Origin of the sequence: Rhodococcus sp. MEB032 (assembly GCF_030208925.1) — a bacterium.
Taxonomy (GTDB): domain Bacteria; phylum Actinomycetota; class Actinomycetes; order Mycobacteriales; family Mycobacteriaceae; genus Rhodococcus_F; species Rhodococcus_F qingshengii.
In genome coordinates, this window is sequence record NZ_JARVSY010000010.1 from 189,921 (window position 1) to 205,910 (window position 15,990).

Annotated in this window: 13 protein-coding genes; 9 read left to right on the top strand and 4 right to left on the bottom strand. The window is 61.2% G+C overall.

What is annotated here, in order from left to right; translation table 11 throughout:
• Positions 1–56 precede the first annotated feature (56 nt).
• Positions 57–812, top strand: coding sequence for a MerR family transcriptional regulator (locus QRN54_RS11090; RefSeq protein ID WP_285182032.1), 756 nt, complete (start codon positions 57–59; stop codon positions 810–812).
• A 6-nt stretch (positions 813–818) separates the two neighbouring features.
• On the opposite strand, the gene QRN54_RS11095 is transcribed toward QRN54_RS11090, so the two are convergent.
• On the bottom strand, positions 819–3,338 hold the full coding sequence (locus QRN54_RS11095; protein ID WP_285182033.1) for a helix-turn-helix transcriptional regulator: 2,520 nt from the start codon (positions 3,336–3,338) through the stop codon (positions 819–821).
• 364 nt (positions 3,339–3,702) lie between these two features.
• Here QRN54_RS11095 and QRN54_RS11100 point away from each other — a divergent pair, with 364 nt between their 5' ends.
• Complete coding sequence (locus QRN54_RS11100) at positions 3,703–4,704, top strand: helix-turn-helix domain-containing protein (RefSeq protein ID WP_285182230.1); 1,002 nt, start codon at positions 3,703–3,705, stop codon at positions 4,702–4,704.
• A 50-nt stretch (positions 4,705–4,754) separates the two neighbouring features.
• Positions 4,755–5,189 (top strand): hypothetical protein, encoded by a 435-nt coding sequence (locus QRN54_RS11105; protein WP_285182034.1) that lies wholly within the window; start codon positions 4,755–4,757, stop codon positions 5,187–5,189.
• Positions 5,190–5,768: 579 nt separating this feature from the next.
• Here QRN54_RS11105 and QRN54_RS11110 read toward each other — a convergent pair.
• The 3 genes from QRN54_RS11110 to sthA form a co-directional block, all read right to left on the bottom strand.
• Complete coding sequence (locus QRN54_RS11110; RefSeq protein ID WP_007733954.1) at positions 5,769–6,632, bottom strand: class I SAM-dependent methyltransferase; 864 nt, start codon at positions 6,630–6,632, stop codon at positions 5,769–5,771.
• 93 nt (positions 6,633–6,725) lie between these two features.
• Positions 6,726–7,628 carry a hypothetical protein gene (locus QRN54_RS11115; protein ID WP_058037781.1) on the bottom strand — a complete coding sequence of 301 codons (903 nt, stop codon included), beginning with the start codon at positions 7,626–7,628 and terminating at the stop codon, positions 6,726–6,728.
• A gap of 151 nt (positions 7,629–7,779) precedes the next feature.
• Positions 7,780–9,192: a Si-specific NAD(P)(+) transhydrogenase gene (gene sthA, locus QRN54_RS11120; protein WP_054827928.1), complete on the bottom strand. Its 1,413-nt coding sequence runs from the start codon at positions 9,190–9,192 to the stop codon at positions 7,780–7,782.
• 470 nt (positions 9,193–9,662) lie between these two features.
• On the opposite strand from sthA, the gene QRN54_RS11125 reads away from it, so the two are divergent.
• The 6 genes from QRN54_RS11125 to QRN54_RS11150 all read left to right on the top strand — a co-directional run bounded on the left by QRN54_RS11125 (position 9,663) and on the right by QRN54_RS11150 (position 15,927).
• Positions 9,663–11,177: a condensation domain-containing protein gene (locus tag QRN54_RS11125; RefSeq protein WP_064687629.1), complete on the top strand. Its 1,515-nt coding sequence runs from the start codon at positions 9,663–9,665 to the stop codon at positions 11,175–11,177.
• Positions 11,110–12,576 (top strand): condensation domain-containing protein, encoded by a 1,467-nt coding sequence (locus tag QRN54_RS11130; protein WP_285182035.1) that lies wholly within the window; start codon positions 11,110–11,112, stop codon positions 12,574–12,576. The genes QRN54_RS11125 and QRN54_RS11130 overlap by 68 nt, the downstream gene beginning before the upstream one ends.
• A complete protein-coding gene (locus QRN54_RS11135) occupies positions 12,576–13,958 on the top strand; it encodes a condensation domain-containing protein (RefSeq protein WP_064687631.1) in 1,383 nt (460 codons plus the stop codon). Before QRN54_RS11130 ends, QRN54_RS11135 begins: the two co-directional genes overlap by 1 nt.
• A 78-nt stretch (positions 13,959–14,036) precedes the next feature.
• Positions 14,037–14,498: a MarR family winged helix-turn-helix transcriptional regulator gene (locus tag QRN54_RS11140; protein ID WP_042451335.1), complete on the top strand. Its 462-nt coding sequence runs from the start codon at positions 14,037–14,039 to the stop codon at positions 14,496–14,498.
• Entirely contained in the window at positions 14,495–14,923 is a 429-nt protein-coding gene (locus tag QRN54_RS11145; RefSeq protein WP_003939720.1) for an organic hydroperoxide resistance protein, read from the top strand. Before QRN54_RS11140 ends, QRN54_RS11145 begins: the two co-directional genes overlap by 4 nt.
• On the top strand, positions 14,920–15,927 hold the full coding sequence (locus QRN54_RS11150) for an NADP-dependent oxidoreductase (RefSeq protein WP_019745038.1): 1,008 nt from the start codon (positions 14,920–14,922) through the stop codon (positions 15,925–15,927). The genes QRN54_RS11145 and QRN54_RS11150 overlap by 4 nt, the downstream gene beginning before the upstream one ends.
• Positions 15,928–15,990 lie beyond the last annotated feature (63 nt).

The following is a 15,990-nucleotide window of genomic DNA, read 5'->3' on the forward strand; positions in this document are numbered from 1 at the left end:
GCAACGTCAACTTGCATGCTGAATGAGCACAACCGATCCGAGAGTAGGAACTCCACGTGAGCGAATGGTCCATCCAAGAACTCGCCAAATCCGCAGGTACCACCAGCAGAACGCTGCGTCACTACGGCGATTTGGGACTCCTGGAACCGAGTCGCATCGGCGCCAACGGCTACCGCTTCTACGACGAAGACGCCCTGGTGCGACTGCAACGCATCCTTCTACTTCGGGAACTCGGACTCGGATTGCCGGCCATCGCCGAAGTCCTCACCGGCGAACGCGATACGGCCGCCGCACTGCGTACGCACCTCGAACTCCTCGAGCAAGAGCGCACGCGGATCTCGAGACAGATCGAATCGGTCAACAGGACCTTGAACAAGACGAAGAATGGTGAATCACTCATGCCGGAAGATGTTTTCGACGGGTTCGACCACACCCGATACAAGGACGAGGTCATCGAGCGTTGGGGCAAGGACGCCTACACCAGCGGCGACAACTGGTGGCGGTCGATGTCGGAGCAGGACCGTAAAGCTCATCTGCAATCTCAAGCCGACATCGCAGCGGCATTCGGAAAAGCACTGACAGCGGGGCTGTCCGCGGAAAGCGACGACGTCCAGACGATTACCCGAAGACAGTTCGAGTGGATAAAGATCGGTTGGCAGGGAAGGACTCCCAGCGCCGACGCCTTCACCGGGCTCGGCCAGATGTACGTCGACGATCCCCGCTTCACTGCAAACTACGACAAGTACGAAGAAGGCACTGCTTCGCTGGTCCGTGACGCGATGAAGGTCTACGCCGAGCGCAATCTGCACTGACGTCGATCAGTCCTGCCCACTGCCGAGGAGGTTGTGTCGGTGCGCTGCCGCGACAGCCTCTTCCCGGGAATGCGCACCGAGTTTGCGATACAAGGCTCGGAGGTGACTCTTCAGCGTGTTGTTGGATACGAACAACCGCCGCGCGATCTCACCGATCGGAATGCCGAGACCCAGTTCCACGAGAACGTCCATCTCCCGTTTCGTCAATTGGACCCGAACGATGGCCGCCGGATACATCTGCGCCGCTTCGGATTCGAGAAAGGTCGCGACGGCACTGCTCGAGCCCTCGGCCCGATCTTCGAGTTGCCTGATCAGATCACGCGGTATCGTCGCCAGGGCCGACAGGACACCGGAGGTTTCGAGCAGTCCGCGAGCTTCCTCCCATGTACTCGCGGCAGCGGGGATCCTGCCCAGTTCACACAGAGCAGCGCATTCGATCAGCAGGGATTCGAGCCGAAACCTCGTGAGATACTGCCCGCTCCAGTCGATTTCGCGGCACAATTCCAATGCCTGGGACGGCGACCCGGTCAGGAGATGCGCCCGCGCCACGGAGACCGTGACAACTGCAAACGTATGTGGCGCAGCGACTGATTCTTCCAGCGCCTTGGTACCCTCCCCGGACGCCAACAGAAGATCGATACGTGCCGCGGTGAGAAGCGCGTCACCGAGCGATCGTTCACACGGATTCACGTGCCCGTGCGTTGCCACTGCGCGCTGGAGGGAAATCAGCCCCCAGAACGGGTCCGATTGCAGCAGTGCAAATCTGGTGTAAGTGTAGGCCGCGAACGCCCACAGGTCGCCCGGCGGTGTGACCTCGGCGAGTGCGTCCATCGCGGCAGCTCCGGCGTGCAGGTCCACGCTGTCGCACGCCACCAGTGCCCGCGCGATCGCTCCCCCCATGTGCGAGGGCGGTCCCAACCATCCCGAAACGTCCGGGTGTGTGCTTTCCAGGTGCAGCCAGTCCGTCGCGTGCGCGACGTCCCCGATCAGCGCGGAGTTGAGCGCGGCATTGCCTGCGGCGTGACGCAGGACGAACTCCGGACCATGTTGCACCGCACCTTGATAGGCGAGTCGCAATTCCACCGCGGCATCACCGAGGTCACCGGTCAATTGATGCGAGACCCCCCAGATCAGCCGCAGGGCGGGCAGTTGAGACCCCAACGCGCCCAACGACTCGTCGCCGAGTCCGTACGCGACGTGCGCCAATTTGCGCGTGATCTCGGTAGAGCGTTGGTACTTACCGGATGTTCTCAGCACCACCGATTGGACAGTTCCGACGTTCAACAAGCTGTGCGCATGCGGACTACCACCTATCGCACGCAATTCCGCCGGTTCCGTCGGTAATGAATCGCCGTTGATCAACTGCGGCCGCAGACGTGATTCGAGCAGGTCACGACCCACCAGAATCGAAGGGTTCGAACTGAGTACGTCACCGGGTATGGATTGCAACGCAGTCCGGACCAATCCGGTGTGATCGACCAGAAGATCAGCCCAGTGGCGCTCGAGTATGTCGAGCACCCTGGTCCACTTGCGTCCGTCCAAGGCGTAGTGAACGGCACCGGCTATATCCGAAGTCCCGAGAGCGTGATCGACGAGTACCTGGAAGGGATCTTCGAATCCATCCCCTTGTTCGGCCCGTATCTGTATGAATGCCAGTCGAACTGACGGCGCGAAGTACCAGGACGGTTCTCCCTCGAAACCATTCCGGAAGATCAGACCGAAAGACTCGAGCAAGTCCAGTTTGCCCTCCACGTCAAGATCGTCGGACAAGACACGAGCGATCTCTGGTGTCACCGTGCGGGCAGCGGCGATCGTAGTCGCGAAGTCGAACAACTCGAGCGACTTGCCCGACCGAGGAGCGGTCCGACTGACGTACGCGTGGATCGCCTGGTCCACTCGCTGCTGAACGCGTTCGCGTCCACGGCTCGGTTCACTCAGCCCCGCAACCGCACTCAGAGCAACCTTCATCAGCACGGGAACGCCGGCGACGCGTTCACAGATCGAATGGACGATGCCCGAGGGAAGGTGAACCCCTGCCTCCGCGAACAGAACGGTGGACTCGTCGAGCGTGTATCTGAGGTCGTTCGCGCACAGGTACTCGTCCACGCGGACGTCTTCGAGCAAGTCCGTCGCAGACCGATCCTGCAGCGTGACGATTACTTTCAATCCGGGAAGCCGCACGATCAGATCCACGATTCGGCGTCCCACCTCGTCACCCTCAACCAGGTCGATGCGGTTGAACACCAACACGAATGGTGCGGGCGACGAGTCGAGGAGTGATTCGATCGCGCCCACTGGATCCTCGCGCATTCGTGGCGGGGCCTCGAGTGATTCCAGCGAATCCTGAATTACTGCGAGCGCGGTGTTCCAGTACTCGAGGGGGGTCATCCGATGCGATGGCGCCGGCACCCAGACTACCGGTCTGCTCGGCACCTGCCCGAGAGTCGTGAGCCACAACGCGGCGAGTTCCGTCTTGCCGAACCCAAGTGGCGAATCGATGACAGTCAATCCCGCCGAGCGTTCCATCAATCCGAGGAGGCGGGGACGAATCGCCGTGGCTCCACGCCCGGCAAGCCGCCTTTGCAGCGTGCCCCTTCCTCGAGGATTTCGCTTTGCTCGAGATAGCTGCGATCGATTCGAAGTGGACGTCATGATGGCCGACAAACGAGCAGTCGATCCCCGCCGAACTCGAGATTTCGTTCGAGCATCGAACTCCCAACCTGTCCACCCATAACGAACAACATAGACAGCTTCGCCGCGACACGCGAGCACTGGCCGTCTCACAAATACGCCCGATTTGTCTCATTATGTGGGCTCGGTCACTATTGGCGTCTATTTGCGGGAGAGTGACTGCGACCTGCGGGATCTGACATATCATGCCCGCGTGTCGATGAATTCCGCCCGCATCCGCGTGTCGACCCGATCGGTCGATCCTGCGGACGCCGACGACTTCTGGCGCAGTGCCACACGTCCGTTCTTCGTCACCGACCGAATTGACCCTGACACATCTCTCGAAGGCTCGATCACAGCGCTTTCCATCGGAACCTCGTTGATCGGTCAAACTACCTTCAATGCACAGAAGTACACCCGAAACAATCGGCTGATCGCCGAGAGCGGACTCGACGATGAATACATGGTCCAGGTCGTCCTCGACGGGCAGTTGAGCGGCAACGCCGACGGAGTCGATTTCGTCGCACGTCAAGGCGATGTCACATTCTTCGACCTCGGGCGTACCTGGACCGCCGACGCGGAGGCAGAATCGACAGGGCGCACCATCACGCTCCTCGCACCGCGTTCCCTCGTCGAGGCCGAGTCGAAGGGTCGTTCTCTACACGGGACGGTACTGCGCGGAGTTCCTGCCGTCGTGCTCGCTCAGTGCATGCAATCGGTCGTACTCGCGCTACCGCATCTCGATCCCGATGCTGCGGCCGGCTACGAGGACGTCGTCGCTTCCCTCCTTCGTGTCAGTTTGGGTATCGCCGAACCTGATCTGTCGCCGCGGCCCGATCACTCTCTCCGCGATCGTGCGTACGCCCACATCGCCGAGCATCTCTCGGAGACCTGGCTCGGCCCGACGAGCATGTGCGCAGCATTGTCCGTCTCCCGGGCACAGCTCTATCGCGCATTCGCATCCGACGGCGGAATAGCTCTTGTCATTCGGCGGAAGCGTCTCGAACTCGTCTACCGCGAATTGACCAGAACCGAGATGCCGAACGAAACGATCGAAGCGTTGGCCCTGCGATGCGGCTTCACCTCGAAATCCCAGTTGGCGCGAGCGTTCAAGGACTTCTACGGGATGACCCCGAGCCAAGCCCGAACCGACGGCAGACGCACGATCGGGGACCCGTCGATCGCACGCCTGCACCGCCGACTCGAGTTCTTCAGCCCCTGAATCCGAGATACTCCACAGCCTCGCGAGCGTGCCTGTGTTCTAGTTGATCCATGAGCTGGGTCGACAAGGAACTGAGTCTGGCTGCGCTCACAGGTGCGGTCACAGGTGTCGCCGTGATGATCCCGATAGTCGGCGATGGAGCCTGGTCCTGGGTAGGACTGTTCATACCCGCCTTCATCGGAGCGCTGGCAGGGCTGATTGTCGGCTCGGGCGCTGTTGCAGGTGGGCGCTGCGCCCTGAGAACAAGCCACACATGGCCGGCGCGCACAGTCTGCTGCTGGAAGCATCGGTTCGCTGCGTGCTCTGCCTTGGCGGTGACATTGCTGGTAATCGGAGTGTTCATGTCGGCTGTCGTCGCTACTGGTGACCCGGTGCGAGATGCCGCAGGGTTCCCGATGTCCTTGATCGTACTGGCGGTCATCGCCGCAGTTACGTACGTGTTCTCCTACCTGCTCGCCCCCGCCCAGGCCTCCCAGACCTCGTAAGAACCTCTGCTTCATCACGATTCGTCCTCCGAATCGCGGTGGAGATCAATAATTCCACGACGGGCAACGAGCTCAGATCACTTCAGCTGGAAATGAACCGGAGAACAAACTGCTCGATGCCTTCCGATATGACCTTGGTCAGCGCGGTGAAGTCGTTCGACCAGCGTTGAATATCCAAGCTGCTCATCACTTTCCTCCGTTCTTCGTCCCGCTGCCCGTGACGCACAACGTAAGCGGGACATTGGGGCGCACTGGAACTATCTGCGAGAACGCGGTTTCCGTTACCAATTGACCGATCGAACAGCGACGCAGGTTCATTCGAACCTGATATTGCAACTTCGCCGAACGGTTGCAACAACGCCGAGCAGAGTTCGAGCGAAAAGCACTATCCACCAGAAGTATTAGCTCGAAAGAACTACGATTAACTCGATTCCTGGACGCACCACACCAGACGCGCCGACTTGCGAAAAGGGCGAGCTGACAGGCAACAACCGGGACAAAGCCATCCGACGATCATGCACGAAATACGGCCACGCCGCTCGAGGAATAATTCGAAGTCTTCCAAGGGATCGGCTCTGCTCACTCACTTCGCTGATTTCGCCTGGCGACGATGGCGAAGTTCAACGGTATCCGCGGAGAGTGGCTCGGCAGAGTCCATCCGTTGGCGCATGGAACGAGTTCGGGAAAGGCCGGCCAGTCCATATAGGGAAGTTCCGAAACTGATTCGATATGAAGACCCGCATCCAGCAATGAACCAATGACCTCGCCTAGGTCGTGGCGCCATTCGTGGTTGGCAGTGTGCGCTATCTGCCCATCGGAGGTCCCGGTGTAAGTCGCCGAGTCTTCGTACGATCGCATGCCGCCTCCGGAGAGGTAGTCGTCGGTGATCATCCACGGCTCGAACGCCATTGCGCCGAGGATCGGATGATCGTCCCGGATCTGAAACACCCCACCAGGCTCGAGGAGGTCGTGGATCGACTGAGCCCAAGCGGTGAGTTCCGGCAACCAGACGATTGTTCCGGCACTGGTGACGATCGCGTCGAAACGTCGGTCGATCAGCGTCGAGGCGAATCGCGCATCACCTTCCACCCAGGTGATCTCGCGGTTGTCTGCCTTTGCGATACGAGCAGCGTGGTGCAGAGAGTTGGGTGACAGATCAAGCCCGTGCACGTCGATCGCACCAAGACGCGCCCAGGAGATCGTGTCGATCCCGATGTGGCACTGCAAATGCAGGAGCGAGTGACCTTGCACTCCTGACTGTGGCAGATGCGGGGCCAGAATCGACAAGTCGTTCTGCACAACTGTGGAAATGGTCGCTCTGTTGGCGAGAAACCCGCCGACGTCATACATTTCGGAGCGCACATGCACATCGGCGCGATCGTCCCAATTTGCCTTGTTTCCGGCGATGGCTTCGGCCTCGTGCTTCGCTGCTGCCCCTTGCATGACTACCCCTCCGAGATCGGCCTGAACTGCCTTTCTAACACGTCTGTAGCCGTGTTCGCCGTCGTGTCTTCGAGGACACTTTCGTCTACCGGATCAGACGGTCACTTCTTCGACCGGTTTCTCCTCGTGGCTCGCCGCGCCGAAGACGGCCACGGCGACGGCACCCGCGATTGCCCCGACGAAGCCGACGACGGCAAGCCATTCCAGGCCAGGTCTCGACGTGTCGCCGAGCACCACGACGCCGACGATTCCCGGAACCACCGTCTCGCCGACAACCAGAGCCGCTGTCGCTCCGTTGACGGATCCCAGTTGCAGCGCCACCGTGTGCAGATAGAAACCGCCCAGGCCCGAGACGAGGATCGCCCAGCCGGCCGGATCGCGGAGCATCGTACCGATTTCGAACGGATCGATTCCGTAGACCACGCGTACGGCAATGGCCAGACAGCCGAACAGCACACCCGAGATCAACCCGGCGACAACTGCTGCGCGTGAGCCCAACCATCGGATCAAACCGATGCCGATCAGCAAGATCAACGCCGAGCCCACGAGGACACCCCAATGGACGACGTCGTTGGAACTCCCACCGCCCGCGTGACCTGACGACAATCCGAGCAGCAGGAGCGATCCGATCACCGCAGCGATCGCGAACCAGTCGCGACGATGCAACTGGATGCCGAGGACCACGGTCCCCAGCACTGCCGTGATGACGAGATTGGCACTGACCACTGTCTGCGACAAGAACAGTGGAATGAGCCGCGCGGAGATGGCACTTCCGGCGAATCCGACCGCATCGAGCACGGTGCCCAGGATGAACGACGCCGTCAGCGCGGCCGCGAACGTCGAACGCAAGGTCGGGCCACCCGACGCCGTCACGTGTCCGGCCTCGCCACGCTGCTCGGCGGCAGCTGCCGACTTGCGCGCGCCGTAGGCTTGCAGCACGGATGCAACGCCGTACCCGACGCATGCCACGATCGCGGCAATCAGTCCGATCAGCATCGAAATTCCACACGAAGTTCCTGGGCAATGGTCATGGAGATAGACCCTGCCTTATTTCCCCAGGCCTGACATCACCCTCAGGTATTCGAACAAGTGCTACCCGAGAAGTACACCGACCGCCCCTGACCGGTACCTGGGGACACCCCGACCCCTAGTGGAATTGCTTGAGAGCCCTGATCTTGTTCATGACGTCGAGCGCCGCCACCTTGTACGCCTCGGACAGTGTCGGATAGTTGAAGACGGCGTCGACAAGGTATTCGACGGTCCCGCCGCACCCCATCACCGCTTGGCCGATATGCACGAGATCCGTTGCACCCGAGCCGAAGATATGAACACCGAGCAGTTTCAGGTCATCCGTCGACACCAGGATCTTGAGCATCCCGTAGGTGTCGCCTGCGATCTGCCCGCGTGCGAGTTCGCGGTATCGGGAAACCCCGACCTCGTACGGCACCGATTCCTTGGTCAAATCGACCTCGGTGGCGCCCACGTACGACACCTCGGGAATCGAGTAGATGCCGATCGGCTGCAGATCCATCAGCTTCGCGCCTGGTTCGTCGAAGGCATGATAGGCCGCGAGTCGACCTTGATCCATCGACGTCGCCGCCAACGCCGGGAATCCGATGACGTCACCGACGGCGTAGATGTGTTCGACCTTGGTGCGGAAATTGTCGTCGACGTAGATACGGCCACGTTCGTCGGCTTCGAGCCCGGCGTTCTCCAGCGCGAGTGGCGCCGTGAGGCCTTGCCGTCCAGCCGAGTACATCACGGTCTCGGCTGGAATCTGCTTGCCGCTGCGCAGCGTCGTGAGCGTTCCGTTCGCTCCGACGTCGACGGCCGTCACTTCTTCACCGAATCGGAAAGTGACCGCCAGATCGCGTAGATGGAATCGAAGCGATTCGATGACCTCGGGGTCGCAGAAGTCCAGCATCGACGTCCTCTTCTCGACGACGGTGACCTTGGTGCCGAGTGCCGCGAACATCGATGCGTACTCGATACCGATCACTCCCGCGCCCACGACGACCATGGTGGTCGGGATGGAGGTCAGATCGAGGATCCCGTCGGAGTCGAGCACCCGGTGACTGTCGAAGGACACCCCCGCCGGGCGAGCAGGCAACGTTCCGGTCGCGATCACGACGAACCTCGCCGTGATCGTCATCTTGTCTCCGCGCGAGGAGTCCTCGACGAGGATGGTGTGCTCGTCGACGAACGAGCCGACCCCTACCAACAATTCGACGCGGTTGCGCAGAAGCTGAGATCGAACGACTTCGATTTCTTTGGTGATGACATGCTGGGTTCGCGCCAGCAGGTCGGCCGGAGTGATGTTCTCCTTGACGCGGTAACTCGCGCCGTACAGTTCGCGTTGGTTCATCCCGGTGAGGTAGAGAACCGCCTCACGCAACGTCTTCGACGGAATGGTGCCGGTGTTGACGCACACTCCCCCGAGCATGTTGCCTTTCTCGACCATCGCTACCCGTTTACCCAGCTTGGCCGCCGCGATGGCAGCCTTCTGCCCACCCGGGCCGGAGCCGATCACAACCAGGTCGTATTCCATCGGATCAGTCATCGCTTAGAAATACCGTCTGCATACGACCGGCAGATGCCGAGCATGTCAATACTCGGTGAACAATCCGCGCGCCGAAACGACACGACGGCAGTACACGAACCCTGTTGCAATTAAAAGAGATACAGCCGAATTAATACGAAACTTGCTACACATAAACATATTCCGACGTTCGCATGCGCACATGCTTCGTCGCCGACGGAATTCACAACGGTCTGTTGAAATTTGTTTCACCACAGAGTGATTGATCGATCAACTGACAGGTGACCAGGGCCGTAAACCGGATGTCCAGTATTCGAATTGTCCGAAATAACGAGCGGAATGTTCCTCGTCACATCCCGCACCGAAGCAGTTGCGCGGAGCCTCGGGCCGCGTTCTACTTGCCTTGACTAATCATCTGTCACTCTCGGTTACAAACATCCGCCCCGTTCACGATCCCCACCTTTCGCCATCTCGAGAGATCAGGTTTCCCAATGGAATTCACGGAACTTGCCGACTATCCCCTACCTCCAGGGACCGTCACCGAGTGGACTCCCGCCGCGGTGAATCCGCCCGAGCTGTGGCCTGTCGACCAGCGTCCCGCCAGCTACATACACGAGGCACACTTGCAACATGCCCAGCAGGCGAAACGGCAGGTGCACCATCAGACCGACGTGTGCACTCCGTCGTGGCTGGGTACCTCGTTTCGCATCCACGACCGACTCGACCGAAGGATCTGGGCGGCCGCTCTCGATCACTGGATCGATCGCCACGAAGTGCTCCGAACACACGTCGCCGTGGAGGGCGAAACGATAGTCCGACGCACCGCGGCGTCTGGAGACGTCCGGATTCTGGGCACCGAGGTCGGACACCTTGCGTCCTCGATGTCTGTCTTCACGCATCTGCAGCAACTGCTCGACCGATCGACCGATCCACTTGTCTGGCCTGCGTATCAGTTCGCGACGATCGAAGGCCCCAACCACTTCACCGTGGTTTTTGCCGCTGATCATGCTCTGCTGGACGGATATTCGGTGGCGTTGACCGCGCACGAACTGCAGACGATCTACCGATCGTTGAGCGAGGGAAGCCCTCCCTCGCCGCCGGAGACCGGAAGCTACATCGACTTCGGCACCAAGGAACGAGATCTCGTGGGACACGCGGACCGCTCTCACCCGGCAGTGCAGACGTGGCGCGAGTTCTACGCGCAGGGCGAGGCTCCGTACTTTCCAGCGCTACCCGAACCGGTCACCGGACGCCGAGTCCCTCAGCAGAGCCTGTCTGCCTGGCTTCTGAGCGCCCGGGGAGCCGAACGCCTGGCAGAAGCGAGCAAGCGCAGCAACCAAGGATTCCTGGCCGCGATACTCGCGTGCGCGGCCAAGGTGACCGGCGATCTCACCGGTGCAGACGAATTCCGCGTCGTCGTGCCGCAACACACCCGTTCGGAGCTTCGATGGGCCGCGTCGCTGGGATGGTTCATCGGTGTTGTGCCGGTGAGGATTCCGATTGCCCCCGCCGCAACCGTGAGCGATCTGGCCAAGGTTGCCGGCACGGAGATACGGCGCGTCCGCCCCGCCGCGGCACTGCCGTATTCGAAAGTGTGCGAGCTGATCGACTCCCCGCAGCACCTGCCGTTCGTGCTCTCGTACATGGACGTTCGTCACGTTCCTGGTGCCGAGCAATGGACGAGCTGGCAGACCAGGGGCCTTCGTAGTCGAGATCATTCGGGAACCGACGTCTACATCTGGCTCACGCGGACTCCCGAAGGGCTCAATCTGGCCATACGCCACCCGGGCAACGCGCGCACGAGCCGCCACATCCATCAGTTCGCGGGACTCCTACGCCGCGAAATGGAGGACTTTGCCTTCTCGACCGACACTTTCGCACCTCCGACCAACACCGCCGTACCGATCAATACCGCTGTACCGATCGAGGAGAACTCTCATGGAAATGACACCCATCGATCTCTGGGCACCGAAAGCCGGGACGCTCACCGAGTTCAGGCCTACTGAACAATCCCTGGCGGCGGCATCCGGGGCACCGCGGAGCGACCAACCGCTCTCGTTCCTACAGGAAGGACACATTCGTACCGCCGATCACAAGCGCGCACAAGGCGTCGACTGGTCACCGTGGATCGGATTCACGTTCGCTCTGCCCGGTGATCTCGATCGGGAGGCACTGCGTCGGGCGGTCCAGGCGTTTGTCCTGCGGCACAACACACTGCACAGTTGGTTCGAGGTGAGATCATCCGAAGATCCCGACGGTAGCGGGGTCATCGACCGTCACGTGGTGGATGCGTCGACGATCGAACTCACGCCGCACAGCATCGGTTCTCTGAACACGACAGATGCGGTTCGCGAGCATGTGAGCCGAAGTTTCGCCGGCGATACCAGCCCATTGCAATGGCCCTCGTTCATCAGTGGCGTCGTCGAGCACGGCGCCGGCTTCACCGTCTACTACGGCGTCGATCACTCGCACACCGACGGCCTGTCGTTGATGCTGGGCGTCGAAGAACTTCGTGCGCTGTACATCGCCGAAAGCGCCGGCATCGACGCTCAACTTCCCTCTCCCGGCAGCTACGTCGAGTACAGCGGCGAGGAACGGACATCCGCGGGGAACCTCGACCTGGCCGCAGCGCCTGTGCAGCAGTGGATTTCGATTCTCGCCGCCAACGCCGGCCAACTCCCGACGTTCCCCCTCGACCTCGGTGTCGCGCGGGGCGAACAGACCCGGTCGACCCGCACACACATCGACGTTCTCGACAGCGACGAGTCAGCCGCGTTCGCAGCGCTGTGCAAGTCCAATGGCGTCGGCTTCTCCACGGGGATCTTCGCAGCCCTCGCCCTCACCGAGATCGAAGTTGCGGATCGAGCGAACTACTTCGCGCTCAACGCAGTCGGCACTCGCTCCGATCCGAGATACCTCTATTCCCAAGGCTGGTTCATCAATCTCGTCCCGGTCTCGTTCACGCTGAGCGGTGTCACGAACTTTACCGATGCACTCCCCCTTGCCCACGCTGCTCGCGCTGCGGTGAAGGGACTCGCGGATGTGTCCATTCACTCGGTGATCGCCCAGGTGTCGAAGTTGACCGGATCCGACATCGGTGGAACCTCGGTCCCGCCGATGGTGTCGTACATCGACATGCGCCTGATTCCAGGTGCCGAGCACCATGACGAACTCGAGGCGCGGGCACTGGGTGGGCCAGGAACGACGGGTGATCTGTCGATGTGGATCAACCGGAAGGAAGACCGTACGTACGTGATGGTCAGTTTTCCGGACACCGATCAGGCGCACACATCGGTGAATCGGTACCTACGACACCTTCGCAACGTCCTGAGAACGGTCGCTGATACCGGCGACTACCGTGTCGTGCGTCAGGCGGATGCACGTCAGGAAGTGGAGACCGCCTGATGCACATCACGTTTCTCGACAGGTTCGAGGCACGGCCGGGCCGCATTCTGCAGTGGACGCCGAGTGAAATCTCCACCGGAACGACGTATCCGGTTCCTCCGACCTCCAATCAGCAGCTGCATCTTGCCGGCAGCCGCGGCGATACGACTTGGCTCGCTGCCACTTTCGACGTTCCCGGCCCCATCGACACGGACGCACTCAAGGCCAGCTTCGAGGAATGGACGTCCCGTCACGACGCCCTGTCGTGCTCGTTCTCCCAGGCCGAAGAATCGGGTGAATCCTCGGCACTGTTCGTCGACGTCGCCGACGTCGCCGATCTGCGCCTGCGTGAGGAAACAGTGGCTGACGCGCGAACACCGGAGCAGGTGCGAGAACTCTTGGGCGAGCGCTTGGATCGATGGTGCAATCCTTTCGCGTTTCCCGCGTACTTTCTCGGTGCCATCACCCGCGAGGACCAGTCGACAGTGGTCTGCGGGTTCGACCATGCCATCTGCGACGGCTGGTCCATGAGCATCGCAATTACCGAGATCAGCACTCTGTATCGCGAATACACGCGGGCGGACCGTGATCCGATCGCGTCTGATCTCCTTCCGGAGCCCGGGAGTTTCCTCAACTACTGCTTCCGGGAATCGGCAACCGCGGATCCAGAGCCCGGCGACCACCGGATTGCGGGTTGGCGGTCCTTCCTCCGAGCATGCGGGGGTGACACTCCCCATTTTCCCGTAGATCTGGGACTGCCTGCCGGGGCGATGTCGCCCCAGGGCACAGACACCCGAATGCTCCTCGACGCCGACGAAGCAGAGTTGTTCGACCAGAACTGCGCCGATCATCGGCACTCGTCGTTCGGTGCAATTCTTGCGTCGATCGGTTTGGCCACAACACAATTGACCGGCAAGAGGGACACGCACCTACTGTTCCCTGTTCACACGCGTCGGGAACCGCGACACAACCACACCTTCGGATGGCTGGTAGCCAATGCGCCCATCACCGTGACGAGCATGGACAATCTTCACAGCACTGCCCGGGCAGTCAATCTCGCTTTCCACGAGTCACTTTCACTGTCGTCCGTCTCGTCGAGGCAGGTGTTGCGGAGCTTGGGGCCCGAGGTTTCGCCCACTCGCAGAGACATCTTCTCGGTGTCCTACGCCGACTACCGAACCATGCCCGGTGGATCTCGCCCCCGTAAATCAAAGTCCAGCGAATCACAGCCTGCGCCGATCAATCCGCAGCAACTCAGTCGCGTCTCGAACGCCGACGACGTTCAGTTCTGGTTCTCACGAACTCACGACGGATTGGCAGTGCGGACCAGGTTTCCTGCGCCCGCTGCCCGGACAGTGCACACCTTCCTCTCGCATGTCTCCGAGATCCTGTCGACGCCGTAGACGAACGGCCGCCTATCCGTAGATCTATTTGACACTTCTTTGTTGTGCACAACTTAACTGTGCGCTACAGTTGTTCTCGTGACCAACCCACTCGCCCTCGAACGCCAGGTCTGCTTCGCCCTCTATTCGGCGTCGCGGGCCACGACGGCCGCGTACCGGGCGATGCTCGACGACCTGGGAATCACGTATCCCCAGTACCTCGTCTTGTTGACACTCTGGGAACGAGACGGCCGCGGGGTGCGTGAGATCTGTGAGGCACTCGATCTCGATACCGGAACTCTCTCGCCGCTGCTCAAGAGGCTCGAGGGTCTGGGATTCATCGAGCGCCGACGCCTCACCACCGACGAGCGTCGCGTCGAGATTCACCTGACCGAGGCGGGTTCCACCCTGCGCAGCAAGGCCGAGGACATCCCAGCCAAACTCGCAGGTGCCACTGGTCTGAGCACCGACGAACTCACCGAACTTCGAGACGTTCTCACTCGTCTCGGCGAGTCGCTCCAAGCATCCAATGCCCACTCCGACGGAAAGAAGAAGTCATGAACATCGTCTACACCGCAGAAGCACTTGCCACCGGCGAAGGCCGCAACGGTCACGCTCGCACCTCGGACGGACGCCTCGATCTCGGCCTCGCCATTCCCAAGGAAATGGGTGGCAGCGGCGAAGGCACCAACCCCGAGCAGCTCTTTGCCGCCGGATACGCAGCATGCTTCCACTCCGCTCTGCAGATGGTCGCCCGTGCCGAGAAGGCCAACGTGGCTGATTCCGCAGTCGGCGCGCGGGTCGGCATCGGCCCCAACGGTGCAGGAGGCTTCGGACTCGCTGTGACGCTGGAGGTTTCACTCCCCCATCTACCCCATGATCAGGCCGTCGAGCTGACGGAGAAGGCACACCAGGTGTGCCCGTACTCCAATGCAACTCGCGGCAACATCGAGGTCACCCTCGAAGTAAGTAAGGACGACGAATGAGCACTACCACTGTCAGCCGGGAAATCCGTCTCGCTTCACGCCCGAACGGTTGGCCCACGTCGGAGAACTTCGCCACCGCCGAAGTAGAACTCCCCGAACTCGAAGACGGCCAGATCCTGGTCCGCAACATCGCCATCTCCGTCGACCCGTACATGCGCGGCCGAATGAACGACGTGAAGTCCTACCTTCCGCCGTTCCAGGTCGGTGCGCCGCTCGACGGTGGTGCCGTCGGCGAGGTCGTCGAATCCAAGTCGGCTGATCGCGCCGTGGGCGACGTTGTCGTCCACGGCCTCGGATGGCGTGAATACGCCATCCTCGACGGATCCGCAGTGACTCCGGCCGACACGTCCATCGCGCCGGCGACGGCCTACCTGGGTGCCCTCGGCATGACTGGCCTCACCGCGTATGCCGGCCTCACCGCGGTTGCGGAGTTCAAGGAAGGCGATACCGTATTCGTCTCCGGCGCAGCAGGTGCCGTCGGATCGCTCGTCGGTCAGATCGCCAAGTTGCTCGGAGCGAAGCGAGTAATCGGTAGCGCCGGTTCACCGGCGAAGGTTGCCCGACTTCTCGAACTCGGATTCGATGCGGCATTCGACTATCACGACGGCCCGATCACCGAACTACTCGCCGCTGCCGCCCCTGACGGCATCGACGTGTACTTCGACAACGTCGGTGGCGAGCATCTCGAAGCCGCAATCGATGCCATGAACCAGGGTGGCCGGATTGCCCTGTGCGGAGCCATCGCTCAGTACAACACCACCGAGAAGCCCACCGCTCCCCACAACCTGGCACTGGTGATCGGCAAGCAGCTCACACTGCGCGGATTCCTCGTGGGCGGCTACCGTCACCTCGGTGGCGAATTCCGCACCCACATGGCAGGGTGGCTCGCCGACAACAAGATTCAGTGGGACGAGACCATCGTCGAAGGCCTGGAGAATGCACCGCAAGCGTTCATCGACCTGATGCGCGGCGCGAACACCGGCAAGATGGTTGTCACGCTGTAACCCGAACAACATCTAGCTCGAACGGATATGAAAGTGGCCGCGAACTTCTCGAAGTTCGCGGCC

Excerpts from the sequence above, each read along its gene's own strand:
- QRN54_RS11095 (WP_285182033.1), bottom strand. The coding sequence starts at position 3,338 with ATGGAACGCTCGGCGGGATTGACTGTCATCGATTCGCCACTTGGGTTC.
- QRN54_RS11100 (WP_285182230.1), top strand. The coding sequence starts at position 3,703 with ATGAATTCCGCCCGCATCCGCGTGTCGACCCGATCGGTCGATCCTGCG.
- QRN54_RS11105 (WP_285182034.1), top strand. The coding sequence starts at position 4,755 with ATGAGCTGGGTCGACAAGGAACTGAGTCTGGCTGCGCTCACAGGTGCG.
- QRN54_RS11110 (WP_007733954.1), bottom strand. The coding sequence starts at position 6,632 with ATGCAAGGGGCAGCAGCGAAGCACGAGGCCGAAGCCATCGCCGGAAAC.
- QRN54_RS11115 (WP_058037781.1), bottom strand. The coding sequence starts at position 7,628 with ATGCTGATCGGACTGATTGCCGCGATCGTGGCATGCGTCGGGTACGGC.
- sthA (WP_054827928.1), bottom strand. The coding sequence starts at position 9,192 with ATGACTGATCCGATGGAATACGACCTGGTTGTGATCGGCTCCGGCCCG.
- QRN54_RS11125 (WP_064687629.1), top strand. The coding sequence starts at position 9,663 with ATGGAATTCACGGAACTTGCCGACTATCCCCTACCTCCAGGGACCGTC.
- QRN54_RS11130 (WP_285182035.1), top strand. The coding sequence starts at position 11,110 with ATGGAAATGACACCCATCGATCTCTGGGCACCGAAAGCCGGGACGCTC.
- QRN54_RS11135 (WP_064687631.1), top strand. The coding sequence starts at position 12,576 with ATGCACATCACGTTTCTCGACAGGTTCGAGGCACGGCCGGGCCGCATT.
- QRN54_RS11145 (WP_003939720.1), top strand. The coding sequence starts at position 14,495 with ATGAACATCGTCTACACCGCAGAAGCACTTGCCACCGGCGAAGGCCGC.
- QRN54_RS11150 (WP_019745038.1), top strand. The coding sequence starts at position 14,920 with ATGAGCACTACCACTGTCAGCCGGGAAATCCGTCTCGCTTCACGCCCG.